The organism is Asanoa ishikariensis (genome assembly GCF_900107455.1).
Taxonomy (GTDB): domain Bacteria; phylum Actinomycetota; class Actinomycetes; order Mycobacteriales; family Micromonosporaceae; genus Asanoa; species Asanoa ishikariensis.
This window is the reverse complement of the sequence record NZ_FNQB01000001.1, coordinates 2909437-2926920: the sequence shown is the minus strand read 5'-3', so window position 1 is coordinate 2926920 and position 17484 is coordinate 2909437. Positions and strand designations below refer to the sequence as shown.

Annotated in this window: 20 protein-coding genes; 11 read left to right on the top strand and 9 right to left on the bottom strand. The window is 71.4% G+C overall.

Annotated features, from left to right (window positions below; genetic code table 11):
• The first annotated feature begins 441 nt into the window (after positions 1-441).
• From BLV39_RS13745 to ptsP, 6 genes are all read left to right on the top strand, one after another.
• The gene (locus BLV39_RS13745; RefSeq protein ID WP_090790810.1) at positions 442-1668 is read left to right on the top strand and encodes a PTS transporter subunit EIIC; all 1227 of its coding nucleotides are present in this window, start codon (positions 442-444) and stop codon (positions 1666-1668) included.
• 76 nt (positions 1669-1744) lie between these two features.
• Positions 1745-2053 (top strand): PTS lactose transporter subunit IIB, encoded by a 309-nt coding sequence (locus BLV39_RS13740; RefSeq protein ID WP_090790808.1) that lies wholly within the window; start codon positions 1745-1747, stop codon positions 2051-2053.
• Positions 2046-2498, top strand: a complete 453-nt coding sequence (locus BLV39_RS13735) for a PTS mannitol transporter subunit IIA (protein ID WP_090790806.1) — start codon at positions 2046-2048, stop codon at positions 2496-2498. The genes BLV39_RS13740 and BLV39_RS13735 overlap by 8 nt, the downstream gene beginning before the upstream one ends.
• Positions 2495-3529 carry a zinc-dependent dehydrogenase gene (locus BLV39_RS13730; protein WP_090790804.1) on the top strand — a complete coding sequence of 345 codons (1035 nt, stop codon included), beginning with the start codon at positions 2495-2497 and terminating at the stop codon, positions 3527-3529. Before BLV39_RS13735 ends, BLV39_RS13730 begins: the two co-directional genes overlap by 4 nt.
• Before the next feature lie 14 nt (positions 3530-3543).
• Positions 3544-3831, top strand: a complete 288-nt coding sequence (locus tag BLV39_RS13725; protein ID WP_090790802.1) for an HPr family phosphocarrier protein — start codon at positions 3544-3546, stop codon at positions 3829-3831.
• Complete coding sequence (ptsP, locus tag BLV39_RS13720; protein WP_090790800.1) at positions 3824-5455, top strand: phosphoenolpyruvate--protein phosphotransferase; 1632 nt, start codon at positions 3824-3826, stop codon at positions 5453-5455. The genes BLV39_RS13725 and ptsP overlap by 8 nt, the downstream gene beginning before the upstream one ends.
• Positions 5456-5459: 4 nt before the next feature.
• Here the strand turns inward: ptsP and BLV39_RS13715 are convergent, their stop codons facing one another.
• The 5 genes from BLV39_RS13715 to BLV39_RS13695 all read right to left on the bottom strand — a co-directional run bounded on the left by BLV39_RS13715 (position 5460) and on the right by BLV39_RS13695 (position 8814).
• Positions 5460-6206: a phosphotransferase family protein gene (locus BLV39_RS13715; protein ID WP_090790799.1), complete on the bottom strand. Its 747-nt coding sequence runs from the start codon at positions 6204-6206 to the stop codon at positions 5460-5462.
• Positions 6207-6674: 468 nt separating this feature from the next.
• The gene (locus BLV39_RS13710; RefSeq protein WP_090790797.1) at positions 6675-7106 is read right to left on the bottom strand and encodes a GNAT family N-acetyltransferase; all 432 of its coding nucleotides are present in this window, start codon (positions 7104-7106) and stop codon (positions 6675-6677) included.
• Positions 7099-7521: an RpiB/LacA/LacB family sugar-phosphate isomerase gene (locus tag BLV39_RS13705; protein WP_090791501.1), complete on the bottom strand. Its 423-nt coding sequence runs from the start codon at positions 7519-7521 to the stop codon at positions 7099-7101. Before BLV39_RS13705 ends, BLV39_RS13710 begins: the two co-directional genes overlap by 8 nt.
• 10 nt (positions 7522-7531) lie before the next feature.
• On the bottom strand, positions 7532-8260 hold the full coding sequence (locus BLV39_RS13700; protein WP_090790795.1) for a tyrosine-protein phosphatase: 729 nt from the start codon (positions 8258-8260) through the stop codon (positions 7532-7534).
• Positions 8257-8814, bottom strand: coding sequence for a dihydrofolate reductase family protein (locus BLV39_RS13695; RefSeq protein ID WP_090791498.1), 558 nt, complete (start codon positions 8812-8814; stop codon positions 8257-8259). The genes BLV39_RS13700 and BLV39_RS13695 overlap by 4 nt, the downstream gene beginning before the upstream one ends.
• Positions 8815-9088: 274 nt before the next feature.
• On the opposite strand from BLV39_RS13695, the gene BLV39_RS13690 reads away from it, so the two are divergent.
• Entirely contained in the window at positions 9089-10186 is a 1098-nt protein-coding gene (locus tag BLV39_RS13690) for a glycosyltransferase (protein WP_090790794.1), read from the top strand.
• Positions 10187-10199: 13 nt separating this feature from the next.
• Here BLV39_RS13690 and BLV39_RS13685 read toward each other — a convergent pair whose 3' ends face one another.
• Entirely contained in the window at positions 10200-10598 is a 399-nt protein-coding gene (locus BLV39_RS13685) for a VOC family protein (protein WP_090790792.1), read from the bottom strand.
• A gap of 117 nt (positions 10599-10715) precedes the next feature.
• Here BLV39_RS13685 and BLV39_RS13680 point away from each other — a divergent pair, with 117 nt between their 5' ends.
• Together BLV39_RS13680 and BLV39_RS13675 are read left to right on the top strand one after the other, a co-directional pair.
• Positions 10716-11507 (top strand): maleylpyruvate isomerase family mycothiol-dependent enzyme, encoded by a 792-nt coding sequence (locus tag BLV39_RS13680; RefSeq protein WP_090790790.1) that lies wholly within the window; start codon positions 10716-10718, stop codon positions 11505-11507.
• Positions 11508-12587, top strand: a complete 1080-nt coding sequence (locus BLV39_RS13675; RefSeq protein WP_090790788.1) for an epoxide hydrolase family protein — start codon at positions 11508-11510, stop codon at positions 12585-12587.
• A 17-nt stretch (positions 12588-12604) separates the two neighbouring features.
• On the opposite strand, the gene BLV39_RS13670 is transcribed toward BLV39_RS13675, so the two are convergent.
• From BLV39_RS13670 to BLV39_RS13660, 3 genes are all read right to left on the bottom strand, one after another.
• A complete protein-coding gene (locus BLV39_RS13670; protein WP_090790786.1) occupies positions 12605-13189 on the bottom strand; it encodes an excalibur calcium-binding domain-containing protein in 585 nt (194 codons plus the stop codon).
• Positions 13190-13501: 312 nt separating this feature from the next.
• Complete coding sequence (locus BLV39_RS13665) at positions 13502-13927, bottom strand: PIN domain nuclease (RefSeq protein ID WP_090790785.1); 426 nt, start codon at positions 13925-13927, stop codon at positions 13502-13504.
• Positions 13924-14133, bottom strand: coding sequence for a type II toxin-antitoxin system VapB family antitoxin (locus tag BLV39_RS13660; RefSeq protein ID WP_090790783.1), 210 nt, complete (start codon positions 14131-14133; stop codon positions 13924-13926). Before BLV39_RS13660 ends, BLV39_RS13665 begins: the two co-directional genes overlap by 4 nt.
• A gap of 141 nt (positions 14134-14274) precedes the next feature.
• Between BLV39_RS13660 and BLV39_RS13655 the strand changes: the two genes are divergently transcribed.
• Together BLV39_RS13655 and BLV39_RS13650 are read left to right on the top strand one after the other, a co-directional pair.
• A complete protein-coding gene (locus BLV39_RS13655; protein WP_090790781.1) occupies positions 14275-15750 on the top strand; it encodes a PhoX family protein in 1476 nt (491 codons plus the stop codon).
• Between the two features lie 37 nt (positions 15751-15787).
• Complete coding sequence (locus BLV39_RS13650; RefSeq protein WP_090790780.1) at positions 15788-17449, top strand: CocE/NonD family hydrolase; 1662 nt, start codon at positions 15788-15790, stop codon at positions 17447-17449.
• Positions 17450-17484 lie beyond the last annotated feature (35 nt).

Genomic DNA, 17484 nt, shown 5'->3' with positions numbered 1-17484 from the left:
GCTCACGCACCGGTCACGGCGTTGCCGCAACAACCGACAACGCCAGTCCGGACCCGACCACCGCAAGGGCTGGCGTTGCCGCAACAACCGGCAACGCCGGTGCAGGCCCAACCACCGCGGAAGCCAGCGTTGCCGCAACAGCGGACGGCGCTGGCGCCGGATCCACCGCCGGTGGCGGCTTCGAGCGCCTCGGCTCTCTTCCCGCCGACCAGGTCGCGGGCGGCGACGACCGAGGCGGCGCGCGGCGGCCTGATCTTGTGGCCGCCTTGGCTGAAGGGCTGGCCTGGGGTGCGGCGGCGGTCAGTCTGCCCGGCAGTCGCATGCCACGTCCCGCTGATCTGCGGCGGGACGCCGTTGTGATCCATCCCGATTCCGATCTCGTCCGGAGCCTGGCTTCGCGAGGCTGACGGACCCCTCCCCCACCCCCGAAGGGAGCGTTCGGTGACAACGACCGAGGAAACCGGCTACACGCCGGCGGTGCAGGGCACCGGATTCCGTGCCACCGTGCAGCGGTTCGGCGGCAATCTGGCCGCGATGATCATGCCGAACATCGGCGCGTTCATCGCCTGGGGCCTGATCACCGCGCTGTTCATCCCCACCGGCTGGATACCGAACGACGACTTCGGTCAGCTGGTCAACCCCATGATCTTCTTCCTGTTGCCCATCCTGATCGGCTACACCGGTGGCCGGCTGGTGCACGGGCAGCGCGGTGCCGTGGTCGGTGCCGTCGCCACCGTCGGCGTCGCGGTCGGTGCCGGCGCCGTGATGGGCACCGAGCTCGAGAACGCCTCGCCGATGTTCCTCGGCGCGATGATCATCGGTCCGGCCACCGCCTGGCTGCTCAAGCAGTTCGACGCGTTGGTCGAGGACCGGATCCGGCCGGGCTTCGAGATGCTGGTCAACAACTTCTCCGCCGGCATCATCGGCGGCGGGATGGCGCTGCTCGGCGCCTGGGCGATCGGCCCGGTCATGCGGGCCGTCACCAACGGGGCCGGCGACGCCGTCAACTGGCTGGTCGACCGCAACCTGCTGCCGCTGGCTTCCGTGCTCGTCGAGCCGGCCAAGGTGCTGTTCCTCAACAACGCCATCAACCATGGCGTGTTCGGTCCGCTCGGGGTGGCCGAGGCCGCCGAGACCGGCAAGTCCGTGCTGTTCATGATCGAGTCGAACCCGGGGCCCGGCCTCGGCCTGCTGCTCGCGTTCTTCTTCTTCGGCCCGCGCAACCTGCGTGCCACGACGCCGGCCGCCATGATCATCCAGTTCCTCGGCGGCATTCACGAGATCTACTTCCCGTACGTGCTGATGAAGCCCCGCCTGATCATCGCCATGATCGCTGGTGGCGCGGCCGGCGTCGGCACCTTCATGATCACTGGTGCCGGGCTCACCGCGACGCCGTCGCCGGGCAGCATCTTCGCCTACTTCGCGGTGACGCCGCGCGGCGGTTACGTACCCATGCTGCTCGGTGTCGTGATCGCCGCCAGCGTGACGTTCGCGGTCGCCGCGGCACTGCTCGGCTTCGGCCGCCTCGAGCCCAAAGAGGACCCGACGGTCGCCGACGGCGACGCCGCGGCCGTACCCCCGGATGCCGACCCGCAGCCCGGCACCCAGCCGGAACCGACCCGCGAGCCCGCGGTCGCCGGCACCGTCCCCGAGCAACGCACCCCCTGACCGTTAGGAAGGGACCCTTCCTATGCGAAAAGCGATAACAAGGGTCCCTTCCTTCATCCCCCGAGAGGCGTACGTCATGGCCAACATCAAGGGCAGCGACATCCAGAAGGTCGTCGTGGCCTGCGACGCCGGCATGGGCAGCAGCGTCATGCTCGCCAGCCAGCTCCGGCGCCAGCTCAAGAAGCACCGGGTCACCGTCGAGCACACCCCGGTCAACTCGATCCCGGCCGACGCCGACGTCGTGGTCTGCCACGCCGGCCTGGTCGCCCGGGCCCGGGGCAGCGCACCCGACAAGGTGATCGTGCCGGTGCAGGTGTTCATCGGCGACCCGGCGGTTGCCCGGCTGGTGAAGGCCGTCGAGACCGGCGGCGAGCTCGATGGCTGAGGGCCTCGGCGCGCTGCTCGAACCGGCCGCCATCCGGCTCGCCGAGACGGCCACCGACCGGGACGCGGCCATCCGCCGCTGCGGCGAGGTGCTGGTCGAGGTCGGCGCGGTGGCTCCCGCGTACGTGGCCGCCATGCTGGACCGCGAACAGTCGGTCTCCACGTACGTCGGTGAAGGTGTGGCGATCCCGCACGGCACCCTCGCCGGCAAGGAGACCGTGCTGCGCGACGCGCTGGCCGTGCTGCGCTTTCCGGACGGCGTCGACTGGGGCGGCCAGCCGGTCACCGTGTGCGTCGCGATCGCGGCCCGCGGCGACGGGCACGTCGAGGTGCTCGGCGAGCTCGCCCAGATCCTGCTCGACCCCGACCGGGCCGCGGCGCTGCGTGCGGCCACCGACCAGGCCACGGTCTACGACCTGTTGACCCCGATCGAGGAGACCGCATGAAGGTCGTGCGCTTCCACGCGCCCGGCGACGTACGCATCGAGGACGCCCCGGAGCCCACCCGCACCGGCGGCGACGTGCTGATCCGCGTGCACAACTGCTCCACCTGCGGCACCGACGTCAAGATCTTCAAGTTCGGGCACCACCACATCCGGCCGCCGCGGGTGATGGGGCACGAGATCGCCGGAGAGGTGGTCGACGGTGGCGACACCGGCTGGCGCCCCGGCGACCGAGTGCAGGTGATCGCGGCGATTCCCTGTGGGCAGTGCGGCGAGTGCCGGCGCGGTCGGATGACGGTCTGCCCCAACCAGGAGTCGATGGGCTACCACTACGACGGCGGTTTCGCGGAGTTCATGCTCGTACCCGCCAAGGTCCTCGCCGTCGACGGCCTCAACCGGATCCCCGACGGCATCGGGTACGCGGAAGCGTCCGTCGCCGAACCCCTGGCGTGTGTCCTCAACGGACAGACGCTGGCCCGGGTCGGCGAGGGTGACGACGTCGTGGTGATGGGCGCCGGCCCGATCGGCTGCCTGCACGTGCGGCTGGCCCGGGCCAAAGGAGCCGCGCGGGTGTTCCTGGTCGACCTGAATCGGGAGCGCCTCGAGATGTCCGCCGACCGGGTGCGCCCCGACGCCGCGATCTGTGGCGCCGACACCGACGTGGTCGACGAGGTGCGCAAGCTGACCGACGGCCGCGGCGCCGACGTCGTGATCACCGCCGCCGCGTCCAAGGCGGCGCAGGAGCAGGCGTTCGCGCTCTGCGCACGGCAGGCGCGGATCAGCTTCTTCGGCGGGCTGCCCAAGGACGACCCGGCGATCCGGGTGGACAGCAACCTCGTGCACTACCAGGAGCTGACCATCGTCGGCGCCAACGGCTCCAGCCCGGCGCACAACCGGCAGGCGCTCGACCTGATCGCGTCCGGCGCGGTGCCGGTCGCCGATCTGATCACCCACCGCCTGCCCGTCACGGCGGCGCTGGACGCGTTCGACATCGTCGCGCGCGGCGCAGCCATCAAGGTCACCATCGAGCCCTGAGGGGGTTTCCCAAGATGCCGTCCCGCACCGTGACCGTCGGCTCGCGTACCGGCCTGCACGCCCGCCCGGCGGCCCTGTTCGTCGCCGCCGCCGGCTCCGCTCCCCTGCCGGTGAAGATCAATGTCGAGGGCCGCAAACCCGTACCCGCCAACAGCATGCTCTCGGTCCTGTCTCTCGGCGCCAAGTGCGGCACCGCCGTGACCATCTCGGCCGAGGGCGACGGCGCCGACGCCGTCCTGGACGACCTGGCCGCGTTGCTGGCCCGCGACCTGGACGCGGACGAGAGCGCTTCTCATGGCTGAGCCGCTGCGCGGCATCGGTGTCTCCCCCGGTTTCGCCGCGGGTCCCGTCTGCCGGGCCGGCACGGCCCCGAAGCTGCCCGCACCGCACAGCGTCTCCGACGTCGAGGCCGAACTGGCCGGCGCGGCCGCGGCGCTGGCCGCGGTCGCGGCCGAGCTAGGCCGGCGGGCCGACGCCACGCGCGACGCCACCGCCGCCGAGATCCTCCGCGCCCAGGTGATGATGGCCGAGGACCCGGTGCTGGACGAGGCGGTGGCCGACGCGATCCGGGCCGGCTCCGACGCGCCGCACGCGATCGACGCCGCGTTCGCCGTGCACCGGCAGGCTTTCCTGGAGGCCGGCGGCTACCTGGCCGAGCGGGTGGCCGACCTCGACGACCTCCGCGATCGGGCGGTGGCCGTGTCGAGCGGCGCGCCGATGCCGGGCATCCCGTCGCCCGGGTACCCGTTCGTCCTCGTGGCGACCGACCTCGCGCCCGCCGACACGGCCGGCCTCGATCCGGAGCAGGTGCTGGCGCTGGTCACCGAGGCCGGCGGACCGACCAGCCACACCGCGATCCTGGCCCGCTCGCTGGGCATCCCGGCCGTGGTCCGCTGTGGCGGGGCGGCCGGTCTCCGCGACGGGATGGTGGTCGCGGTCGACGGCGCCGCCGGTGCGGTGCGGGTCGGCGTCGACGAGGCCACGGTCGCCGACACCCGGCGGCGGGAGCAGGAACGCCGGGCCCGGGCCGCCGCGTCGACGGGTCCCGGCCGGACGGCCGACGGCTGGGCGGTCGAGCTGCTGGCCAACGTGGGTTCGGCGGCCGACCCGGTGGCCGGTGCCGAGGGTGTCGGGCTCTTCCGCACCGAGTTGCTCTACCTCGACCGCGAGAAGATGCCCGGACATGACGAGCAGGTCGAGGCGTACGCGGCCGTGTTCGACGCCCTCGGCGGGCGCAAGGTGGTCGTGCGCACCCTGGACGCCGGTGCCGACAAGCCGCTGCCGTTCCTCGACCAGGCCGGCGAACCGAATCCGGCGTTGGGTGTCCGCGGCGTGCGCCTGGCCCGCCGCGATCCGGCCTTGTTGGACGGCCAACTCGCGGCGATCGCGGCGGCGGCCGCCCGGACCGGGGCCACGGCCTGGGTGATGGCACCGATGATCGCGACGCCGGCCGAAGCCCGGGATTTCGTGACCCGGGCGCGTGCGGCCGGCCTGGCGTCGGCCGGTGTGATGGTCGAGATCCCGGCCGCGGCCCTGCGGATACGAGCGCTGCTGCGCGAGGTCGACTTCGTGTCGATCGGGACCAACGACCTCAGCCAGTACGCGTTCGCGGCCGACCGGATGTGCGGCGACCTCGCCGAGCTGCTGGACCCGTGGCAGCCCGCGCTGCTGGACCTGATCGCCGCGTGCGCCCGCGCCGGCCGTGCCGCCGGCAAGCCCGTCGGCATCTGCGGCGAGGCGGCGGCCGATCCGGGACTGGCGCCGGTGTTCGCCGGTCTGGGCATCAGCAGCCTGTCGGTGCCAGCCCGGGCGATCCCGGCGGTACGGGACGCGTTGGCCGCCCACACGAAAGCGGACTGCGAACGGCTTGCCACCGCGGTCCTCGCCACCGAGGATCCGGCCGCCGCCCGCGCGGTCGCGATCTGAACTGCTACATCCGGGATCTCAGCACGTCGACCTCGCAGCCCGGCGTGAAGGGGTCGAAGCCGTGGTCGATCAGTGAGCGCACTGCCAGCAGGCTTCGCAACGACGACCACGCGTGGATGACGTCGAGGTCGACGTCGGTGCCATAGCCCGCGAGTACGTCGTCGAGGTGCTCCTCGTGTCCGAGCGTGAAGGTGGCGAGGTCGTACAGGGCGTCACCCTGGCCCGCCTCGGACCAGTCGATGATGCCGGTGACCTTGTCGCCGTCGAGGAAGACGTGCGCGATCTGCAGGTCGCCGTGCGTGAACGCCGGAGTCCACGGCCGCAGCGCGCCCTCGGCGACCTGGCGATTGCGGGTGACCAGGTCAGCGGGCAGGACACCGTTCTTTACGAGCGACTCGCACTCGTCGTCGAGTTCGGCCACCAGCGCGGCGATGCTCCGGCCGGCCCTGCCCGGCATGGGCGGCAGGGGCGCCTCGTGGAGCTTCCGGATGGCGGCGCCTGCCGCGGCCCACGCCGCCGGCGACCCGGTCGACGGCCCGCGGAGGCGGCCGAGCGTCGTCCCCGGGACGGCGGCGATCGCGAGCACCGGGGGCTTGCGCCACAGGATCTTTGGAGTCGGTACCGGCACGAGGGACATCGCCTCGACCTCGACGTCGATGCGCGCCTGATCGGTGTCCACTTTCAGGAACACGTCACCGACGCGCAGAGTCGCACGCTCGTAATGGGCGACGACGACTTCGACCTCATCCATGAGCGCCCAGTATCCCGGGGACGATCGGCGACGTCGCCAGGTTTATCGCATGGCTGACCTCGGCACGCGGATGGCGTCCCTCTGCGGCCCGCCTGCGCGGCAGTTGCCACCGCAGATTGCCGGTCGGCGCGCCGACAGGGAGATCGCCCACGCGATGGGCCGCCCCACCTGAAGCCGGTCTGCCCGCCGACCGGGAGATCGCCAGCGCGATGGGCCGCCGCACCTGAAGACGGCCCGGACGGGGCGGCGGAGGCCGGGAGGGCTTCGCCGGCACATACGCGACGCAGGAGAACTTCCGCCTGATGACGTCCGGTGTGCTTCTGCGTCCCGCTGGTCCTTGGTCTTTTCGCTGGCCGCGCCCACGGCGGGCCTGGCAGCGGAGCGAAGCGGAGCGGTCCCCGGCGGGAGCGACGGTCGCGCCCCCGACGGACCCGGGACCGCTTCGGTCTGTTCGGAGCCCGTTTCGGTTTAGAGCAGGTCGCGGGTGAGGACAACCCTGTCTTGGCCGGGGCCGCTGTAGTCGGGGATGAGGCAGGCGGTGAAGCCGATGCGTTCGTGGAAGCCGATCGAGTCGGCGTTGGCCGCGCCGGTGATCGCTTTGAGGCGGGTGGCGCCTCGGGCTCGGGCGGCGGCGGCGAACGCGGCGTGCAGGTGGCGCCCGAGGCCGCTGCCGCGGCTGCGCTCGTGCACCGCGACCGCGTGGATGTAGCCGACGTGTGCCGGTGCGACGAAGCCGAACAGGTAGCCGTCGACGTCGCCGGACACGAACGCGGTGTCGCCGAACTCGCGGACGAACATCGGGTGGTGGAGGTGGCGGACGTCGCGGTCGCCCCAGTACGCGGGCAGGTCGGCCAGGATCGCGGCGAGGTCTGTGGGCGTCGCCCGGCGCAGCTCAGTCATCCAGGGCACCTAGCCGGGCGATGTTGGCGGCCTCGTCGGGGTCGGGGCCGGGCGTGTCGAGGAACGCGGCCAGCACTTCGACGGCGACGTCCGGTGCGAGCCGCTTGAGGCTCATCGCCAGCACGTTCGCGTCGTTCCACTTGCGAGCGCCGGAGGCGATCCAGGGGTCCCAGGCCAACGCCGCCCGTACGCCGGTGACCTTGTTGGCGGCGATCGCCGTGCCCGTGCCAGTCCAGCACAGCACCACGCCGAGGTCGGCGGTTCCGCCGGCGACCGCTTGGCCGACCGCGGCGCCGATGTCCGGCCACTGCTGGTCGCCGGTCACGTCGACGACCTCGACGGCCCGGTCGGCGAGGGCCTGTTGGACGGCACGTGTGGTCTCGTTCGCGTCGTCCGCTCCGTACGCCACCCGCATGACGCCCACCCTACGGGTCGAGCAGTGTCGCCCTCAGGCCGGCCAGCAGGGCGTCGTCGACGCCGAGGTGCTCGCGGGCATAGTCGTGCACCGATCCGTAGGCCGCCGCCAGCTCCTTCAGCGTCAGCCGCATCGCGTCGGCGGGCGCCAGGCCGTAGCCGGGCCAGGTGATCGCCGGGTTGGCCGGGTTGGCCTCCCAGTCTTTGATGAACTTCGCGGCCGCGAGCTCGGTCAGCGCGTAGTCGGCGATGATGTCGTCGTCGCCGACGCCGACCAGGCTGAGCACGAGCGCGGCGAGCAGCCCGGTGCGGTCCTTGCCGGCCGCGCAGTGGATGACCACAGGGGCGCTCCCGGCGGCGGCGATCACGTCCAACGCCTGCCCGATCTCGACGACGCCGTCGGCCAGCACCTCGGCGTTGCGGTCGGCGAGGAACCGGACGGGCTCGACCTCGGGCGCGACGGTCGCCTGCCGGCACGGGCGGTGCTCGATGGAGAGGTTGTAGTAGGCGAGCCCGTCGTACCCGGGCACCCGGCCACGGCGGGCGACCTCCTCCGGGTGGCGCAGGTCGATCACGGTGCGTACGCCCAGCGTCTGGAATTTCACCCAGTCGGCGCCGGCGAGCTTGCCCAGCCCGTCGGACCGGTAGAGCCGGCCCCAGCGCACGGTGCGGCCCTCCGATGTGGAGTACCCGCCGACGTCGCGAAAGTTGTGCAGCCGGTCGAAGGCGACGTGTCTCACCGGGACACCGAGAACCGCAGGGAGGTACGCATGCCGACCTCGACCACCCGGGTCGTACGCAGGCCCAGCGCGGCCAGGTCGGCGTCGGGCTCGAACAGCCGCCGCCCGCCGCCGAGGAACACCGGCATCACGTCGAGCCGAAGCTCGTCGACGAGGCCGCGGGTGAGTAGCTGGTGGCCCAGGTCGACGCCGCCGACGACGGTGACGTCGCGCTCACCGGCCGCCGTCTTGGCCGCCGCGACCGCCGCCTCGACGCCGTCGGTGACGAACGTGAAGGTCAGCCCGCCGCCCTCACGCGGGTGGTTGGCTGGCGGCTCGTGGGTGAGGACGAAGATCGGGACCTGGAACTCGTACGTGCCGGCGTAGCCGTCGGGGTCGCCCATCGCGAACGTCCGCCGCCCCATCAGGACAGCACCGGTCTCGTCGATCATCTCGGTCATGTAGTGGGTCGGCCGCAGCTCCGCCAGGTCCGGATAGAGCGCACCGGCGCTGCCGTCGGCGTCCTCGACGTAGCCGTCGACCGACACGGTCATACCGAAGATCACCCTGGCCATGAACCTGAACCTACCAGCGGGGGCGTGGGTCACTGGGCTCTGTACGCCGCTGGCCTGGTGATATTGGCCGCCGCTGGTGCTGCTCTTCACCGGCCGGTCGCCCGGCAGGGCGACGGTCGAAGGCCGGCGTGCGGCGTCGCCGTCGCCGAGGTGGTCGGGCGCGCTGGTGGCGTACCCCTTACGTCGCTGTGCGGCGCCCGACGCCAACGGCCGGTGACATCGCGGGCTAGGGTCGGTTCTGGACGCGGCAAGGCCGAAGAGATGAGGACCACCCGTGCGGATCCTGTTCGTCGCAGCCCCGCTGATCGGCCACCTCTATCCGATGATCCCGCTCGCCGAGGCGCTGCGTGCCGCGGGGAACGACGTGCTCGTCGCCTCCGGTGGCGATGCCGCGGCCCGGCCACCGGCCGGTTTCCCGGTGGAGGACGTGGTCGGCCCGTTCAACTTCGGCCGGATCGCCCTCGGCACCATGCTGAGCCGCCCGAGGTTGTTGGTGCGCGAGCTCGCGGGCCGGGCCGGCACGGACGCCGTCGGGCACATCTTCGGCGCGGTCAACGACCGCTTCCTCGGCGCGACCACCGAACTGGTCGGCCGCTGGCGCCCGGACGTGGTCGTCCACGAACCCCTGGCCGGCGCCGGCGCGGTGGCCGCCGCGCGGCACGACGTGCCCACGGTGCTGCACGGCAACACGCTCTTCGACGACGCGCTGCTCCTGACGGTGACCACCGCGAAGATGCGGCCACGGATCGACGTGCCGGCCAGCGGCGCGGTGCTTCGGATCAGCCCCGACAGCTTGGTGCCCGGCGCCAGCGGGCAGCCCATGCGACCGGTCGGGTACGGCGGCGGCGCCACCCTCCCGTCGTCCCTGCGCGAACCAGCGAGCCGTCCCCGGATCCTGGTGAGCCACAGCACCATCGTCGGCCCGGGCTCGACCGCGGTGCTGGACCGGATCGTCCGACTCGCGCCGTCCGTCGACGCCGAGTTCGTGCTGATCCGCGCCGCGGACCGGCTGGCCGGCCGGACCCTGCCGCCCAACGTCCGCGCGATCGGCTGGGCCCCGCTCCCGGAGGCCCTGGAGACGGCCAGCGCGATCGTGCACCACGGCGGCGCCGGCACCATCTTCGCCGCGTTGGCCGCCGGCGTGCCCCAGCTCGTCACCCCCGGCCCCGGCGACCGGGCGCACAACGCCCACCTGGTCGCTGCCCGAGGCGCCGGCCTCGCGGTGCCGATGAAGCGGATCGACGCCGATGCCGTGCGCCGCCTGGTCGAGGACCCGTCGCTGCGCGCCGCCTCGGCCGAGGTGGCCACGGAGATCGCGGCAATGCCCGCACCGACCGAGATCGCGGCCACGGTCTTCGCCAAGTTCGCCTGACCCTCGGCCCTGATCAGTCGCGCTCGGCTAGGACGTCTCGGTAGTGGGGGTTGTACATGATTCCCAGGATGTTGTCGAAGGGGTCCGTGACCGTGGCGGTGATGAAGCCCTTGCCGCGGTCGCGGGGTGCCTCACGGAGGGTCGCTCCGAGCTCGACCAGTCGGGCCACCTCGGCCTCGATGTCGTCGGTGTGCCAGTAGGTGACCACGCCACCGGACGTGGTCGAGGTGCCCTCCGGCGCGTATGCGCGGTTGACCAGGCCCAGCTCCTGTTGGTAGTCGCCGAAGCGGAACTCGATGTAGCCGCCCGGCACCTCGAAGTAAGGCTCGACGCCGAGCACCTTCGCGTACCAGGCGCTGGCCGCGGCCAGGTCGTCGGTCCAGTAGTTGATCGTCGCGAATCCCCGAAGCATTCCGTGCCCCTCTCATCGGTGTCGCGACAAACGCTATCGGCGACCTCTGACAGTTTCCGCCGAAGCGAAGCGGCATAGTCTCGGTGCGAACCCCCTCGCGTTTGGAGCAAACCTTCGATGGCATCCCAAGCCGACCGCGTCATCGCGGTGCTACGTGCCGGCCACGACGACCTCACCGCCAAGGTCGCCGCTTTCACCGCAGACGACCTCGCCAAGCCCTCCGGCGCCAGCGACTGGGACGTCTCCCAGGTGCTCAGCCACCTGGGCAGCGGTGCGGAGATCAACCTGGCGATTCTCGAGTCCGGCATCGCCGGCAGCACCCCGCCGGACGGCGATTTCAACAAGGGCGTCTGGGCCAAGTGGGACAACGCGACCCGGCAGGAGCGTGCCGACTGGGTCGTCACCGCCAACGAGGCGCTGGTCAGGCGCTTCGAGGCGCTCGACGCCGAGGAGCGCGAGTCGGTCCGGATCACGTACGCCTGGATGCCGGCACCGGTCGACGTCGCCGCGGCGGGGACCATGCGGTTGAACGAGTTCGCGCTGCACGCCTGGGACGTCGCGGTCGCCTTCGAGACCGCGGCCACGGTCGACGCCGCCGCCGCGTCGCTGCTGCTCGGCCAGGCCGCGCACATGTTCGGCTGGCTCGCCAAGCCGGAGCAGCTCGACGGCAAGACCGCGACGCTGGCGGTCGAGATCACCGACGTACCCGAGACGTTCGGGCTCACTCTCGGCCCGGAGATCGCGCTCGCCGCGGCACCGGCCGACCCCGACGGCACCCTGCGCCTGCCCGCGGAGACCTGGCTGCGGCTGGTCACCGGCCGACTCAAGCCCGAGTTCACGCCGGCGTCGGTCAAGCTCGACGGCCCCCTGAGCCTCGACGACCTGCGCCGGGTGTTCCCCGGCTTCTGAGTGCGCCAATCCCAGGCAGCTCTCGACGACCTGCGCCGCCGGCTCCGCGCCACCCGATGGCCGGAGCCGGCCCCGCCGGACGAAGACGCCTGGGCCCAGGGCGTTCCCCTGGCCCACCTGCGAGACCTGACCGCCTACTGGGCGGATGGCTACGACTGGCGCGCGACCGAGGACCGGATCAACCAGATCCCGCAGGTCAAGATCACCGTCGACCGCCTCGACATCCACGCGCTGCACGTGCACAAGGGCGGCGGACTGCCACTGCTGCTCACCCACGGCTGGCCAGGATCATTCTTCGAGTACGAGGCCGTGCTCGAGCCCTTGACCGCAGCCGGCTTCGACGTGGTGGTGCCGTCGCTGCCCGGATACGGCTTCAGCGGCACGCCCACGGAGCAGGGCTGGGGCATCCACCGGATCGCGCGGGCCTGGGCGGACCTGATGACCGCGCTCGGCTACCCCCGGTTCATCGCGGCGGGAAGCGACTGGGGCACCAGCATCTCGACCAGCCTGGCGATGCAAGCGCCGGACCGCCTGCTCGGCATCCACCTCGTACCCCCGCTGGTGGCTCCGATCCGCACGGATTTGACGCCCGCCGAGGCGAAAGCACTCGAGGACCTGCGAAAACGGGAAGGCGACGGCTACTCCATGGTGCACGCCACCCGACCGCAAACCCTCGGCTACTCCCTCGTGGACTCCCCCGCCGGCCTCTGTGCCTGGATCGTCGAGAAGATCTGGACCTGGTCCGACCACGACGGCGACCTGTCCGCGGTGCTCACCGACGACCAGATCCTCGACAACATCACGCTGTACTGGCTGACCGGCACCGCCGCCTCCTCGGCCCGCCTCTACCGGGAGAGCATCGCCGAGGTCTCACGGTGGTTCACCACCGAAACCACCGACACGGTACGCGTCCCGACCGCCTGCACCGTCTTCCCGAAGGAGGTGCCGCGCCCGTCCCGCCGCTGGGCCGAACGCCGCTTCCCGAACATCGTCCACTGGGGCGAACCACCCCGCGGCGGCCACTTCGGCGCCTGGGAACAGCCGGCCCTGTTCGTCGAAGAGCTGAAAGCCTGGCTCTGACGGGGCGGGCTAAGCGGCTAACCGACCTTCTTCCAGGTGCCGCAGCCGTTGGTCTTGAAGTCCTGCCCTCTGTTGATCGTCACCCGTGGCAGACCACCCGACGGCAGGTCGTTCTCGATGATGTCCGATCCGTTGGTACCCGACTTCAAGATCGCCCAATAGCACGAGCCGGAGATCGGCTCCGTCACCTTGTAGGTGCCTGCCGGGATGTCCTCACCCACCGTCCAAATTCCGTCCTCGATGGTCGGCGCAGGCTTCGGGGCGGGTTTGGCCGGCTTCACCGGCGGCAGCGCCGGCGCCTGCGTCGCGGCAACGCATGCCTGCCCGTCCTCATCGAGGTCGAGTGCCCGGGAGTACCCAGGATCGCCGACGCGGAGTGGAAGCGCACCAGCGCTCTCCGCCTCAGCGCAGGTGCCAAATGGAGCACGGCTCGTGGCGACAACGTCTTCGGCCGCCTTGGCCGACGCGGCGGGCTCAGCAGCGGCAGGTTGCTGGCTTACCGGATTGTCGTCCGAACTGAGCGCGGCGACGCCGAACCCGCCGCAGCACAAAGCAAGAAGCAAAACGCCTCCGATGAGCCACGGCGTCTTGTTGTGCCGCATGCTCGTCGGCTTGATTGGCGGCCCGTAGTAGGGGCCGCCACCGGGCGGAGTCGGGAAGACAGGACCGTGACCCGGCGGGGGTTGCGGCGGCTGATAGGTCACGCTGAGTGCTCCGGATCTGGGATCGCAGTGGGATCGACGCGGCCGAGCGTCTCGATTCCATAAGGGCCTGGCTGCGGTTCCAATGAAATCGGATTAAAAGGGAGGAATCTCCCAACAACCCGGAAACCGAACGGACGGCGACAACCGCTGACCGTGTGGATTAACCCGGAAGCGCGGAGCCTGCGGGGATCGCATCAACCTGGCTGTGAGTCAGGCGATCGAGCCCGGCGTGGCGATCCAGACCGCGGACTGGCCGGTGACGGAGATGACCTCGTCGAAGTCGTGGTCGTAGTGCACCAGCGCCAACCCGTTGAGCTCGGCCGTCGCGGCCAGCAGCAGGTCGACGACCCCGGCCGAACGGTGCGTGCCGCGCGCGGTCATGGCGGACTGCACCTCGGCCGCCCGCAGGAAGACCCGCTCCGGCATCGCGATCCACACGAAGGTCACGCCGAGCAGTTCCACGAGCTCTTCGCGGTCGGCCTTGGAGCGGGCGCTGTAGAGCAGCTCCATCTCGGTGAGCGGGCAGATGCCGAGCACCCCGGCGGTTATCTGCGGCTGCCATCGCTGCCGCAGGTCGCTGTCGCGCAGCAGTCGGACCACCGCGCTGGTGTCGATCAGGAACCGCGCCGGCATCATCCGCGATAGGTGGACTTGTCGAGCAGGTCGTCGAACGCTCCCGCCTCGCCGAGCTCGGCGAGCCGAGCCAGCGCCTTGGCCCGCCGGAGGTGGTTGGCGGTCTCCCGCAGGGCAGTGTTGACCGTGTCCTTCTTGGTCTTGGTGCCGAGCAGCTCCGAAGCTTCGGCGAGCGCTTCGTCGTCGACGTCGATGAGCACCTTGGTCACGGCACACCACCCTCGTATATACGGAATCGCAGAAAGTATATACGTGAAGAGATGGACGGCAGGTTAACCCCGGGCCAACCAGCGGTTGCGCAGGTGGCCTGGCCTCGTGAGGATCGATGGATTCCGACAAAGGAGTCCTCGATGTCTGATCTCGATCGTCGCACGTTGTTGCGGGGTGCCGCGGCCGCGGCCGGCGGTGTCGCGCTCGGTGGGCCGTTCCTCGGGTTCGTCAACCGCGATGCCGCCTCGGCCCACCCCAAGCCCCCCAAGGCGCCTCTTGTCGACGACATCGCCGACCTGCGTGACGGCAAGGTGCGGCTGCACGTGCCGGCCGGCTTCCGTTACCGCTCCTTCCACGACACCGAGTCACCCATCACCCTCGACGACGGCACCGCGCTCCCCGGGCGGCACGACGGCATGGGCGCCTTCCGCGACAAGAGCAGGGACGACATCGTCCTCATCCGCAACCACGAGGTCAACAATCCCGGACCGGCCTTCGGGCCGCGTACGCCCTACGACCCCATGGCCCGCGGCGGCACCACGACCGTCCACGTCTCCCCGCACGGCGAGGTGCGCCGCGCGTACACCAGCGTGAACGGCACGATGATGAACTGCTCCGGCGGGCGGATGCCGTGGGGTAGCTGGGTGACCTGCGAGGAGACCGTCAACGGGCCGGATGTCGGCCCGGACTTCACCAACGCGTCCAACGTGCCGTTGACCAAGCCGCACGGGTACGTCTTCGAGGTGCCCGTCCGCGGCGAGGCCACGGGCGAGCCGATCACCGCGGCCGGGCGGTTCACCCACGAGGCGGTCGCCTACGACCCGCACTCGGGCTACCTCTACCTGACCGAGGACAGCTTCGAGTTCCCGTCCGGGTTCTTCCGTTACAAGCCGCGCCGGGATCCGATGCGGCTCGGGCATCTCGACAACCGCGGCCGGTTGCAGATGCTGGCCGTTCGCAAGCGCCCCAACATCCACCTGGAGGCCGACCAGCGGCGCGGGGCCACGTACGACGTGAAATGGGTCGACATCGACGATCCCTCGCCGACCTTCCCCTACACGCCCGGGGAGACCGCGCCGACGACCAACGACGACGCGACCATCCACGTACCCAAACAGGGTTGGGAGCAGGGCGCGGCCTACTTCTCGAGACTCGAGGGCGCCGTGTACGACGACGGCGTCATCTACTTCACCTCCACCCAGGGTGGCGGCGAGGCGGAGACGGAGCTCGGGCCGCACGCGACCGGCGGCTACGGCAACGGCCATGGGCAGATCTGGGCGTACTACCCGAAGCACGAGGTGTTGCGGGCCGTCTACCGGTCACCGGGTCCGGACACCCTGGACTTCCCCGACAACGTCACCACCAGCCCGCGCGGCACGCTGGTGGTCTGTGAGGACAACACCAACGACAACTACCTGCGCGGACTCGGCCGCGACGGCGAGCTGTTCGACATCGCGCTCAACCGGCTCACGTCGAGCTCCGGGGCGCCCCGGACCAACGACGAGTTCGCGGGCTCCACGTTCAGCCCCGACGGCGAGACGCTGTTCGTCAACATCCAGGCCGGCGCCGGGATGACGTTCGCGATCTGGGGAGACTGGCGCCGGATCGGCGTCTGAGGAGCAAAAACGGGCGGCGGCTGGGTACGGTGGGATCGTGCTCGCCCAGGTCGCGACCTTCGCCGCCGCCCGTGCTCTCCGGCTGCCGCCGGCCGTGCCCGGCAGGGTCACCGCCCACCGACATCAGCGGGTGCGCGCCCGCGACGGTGTCGCGCTGGTGACCGACCACTACGCGACGGACGTGCCGGACGCCGGCACCGTGCTGATCCGCACGCCGTACGGGCGCAGTGGCGTGGTCACCCTGCTCGGCCGGCTGATCGCCGAGCGCGGGCTGCACACCGTGATCCAGTCCTGTCGCGGCACGTACGGGTCCGGCGGCAGTTTCGAGCCGATGCTGCACGAACGCGACGACGGCATCGACACGGTCGACTGGCTGCGCCGGCAGCCCTGGTACAACGGGCACCTGGCGATGTTCGGCTCCAGCTACCAGGGCTTCGCCCAGTGGGCGGTGGCGCCCTACGTCGGTGACGAGCTACGCGCGATGGTGCTGGTCTGCACGACCTCGTCGGCCCGCGACTCTACGTACGCCGGTGAGGCCTTCTCCCTCGACACCGCGCTGACCTGGGCCGAGCTGCTCAGCGCCGAGGGGCAGCCGTTCCTCACCCGGCAGCGCGAGCTCAAGCGCGGCCAGCCCAAGCTGCTGCGGGGGCTCGCGACCCTGCCGCTGGACACCGCCGACCTGGTCGCGGTGGGCGCGCAGGTGCCGTTCTTCCAGGAGTGGCTGCGCGAGGTCGAGCCGGACGCGGCGTACTGGGCGGACCGTCGGTTCGACTCCACCGTGGGCGACGTGCGCGCGCCGATCGCGATGATCACCGGCTGGCACGACATCTTCCTGACCTCGCAGCTTCGCGACTACGCGGCGCTGAAGGCCGCGGGCGCCGACCCGTACCTGATGATCGGTCCGTGGACCCACGGCAGTCCGGGGCTGCTCGGCGCCTGGATGCGCGAGGGGCTGGCGTTCCTGTGCGAGCGGATGCCGCGCGGAGCCGCCGCCGCGGCAGCCCTGCGCACCACGCCGGCCGACGCCCAGACCGCCAGGGTACGGCTGCACGTGGGCAACGCGGGGTGGCGCGACGTGCCCGAGTGGCCGCCGGCCGGCCGCACCGGGGAGCTCTTCCTGCACCCGGACGGCGGCCTCGGCGCGGTGCCGGGCACCGGTGAGCCGTCCCGCTTCTACTACGACCCCGCCGACCCGACGCCGTCCGTCGGCGGTGCGGTGCTGGCCGCCAACAAGGCCGGCCGGGTCGACAACCGGCTCGTGGAGAGCCGCGCCGACGTGCTGGTCTTCACCGGCGAGCCGATCGAGGCGCCGCTGGACCTGGTCGGCGAGGTCGCGGCGACCATCTACACGCACGGCGAGCCGGAGTTCTTCGACGTCTTCGTGCGACTCTGCGACGTGGACCCGCGGGGCCGGTCCTGGAACGTGTGCGACGGGCTGGTCCGGGTGGTGCCGGGTCGGTTCCGGCGGGACGCCGACGGCGTGACCGAGGTGCGGGTGCCGATGTTCCCGACCGCGTACCGGTTCGAGCCCGGGCACCGGCTGCGGGTGCAGGTGGCGGGCGGGTCGCATCCGCGCTGGGCGCGCAACCCGGGCACCGGCGAACCCCTGGGCAGCGCGGTGGCGCTGCGCGGCGGGCAGCGCTGGGTGTTCCACGACGAGACCCGGCCGTCAGCGCTGCGGTTCACGGTCGCTCCCTGATTGGTCCCGGCCGCAAATCGGATATAAGCGACGAT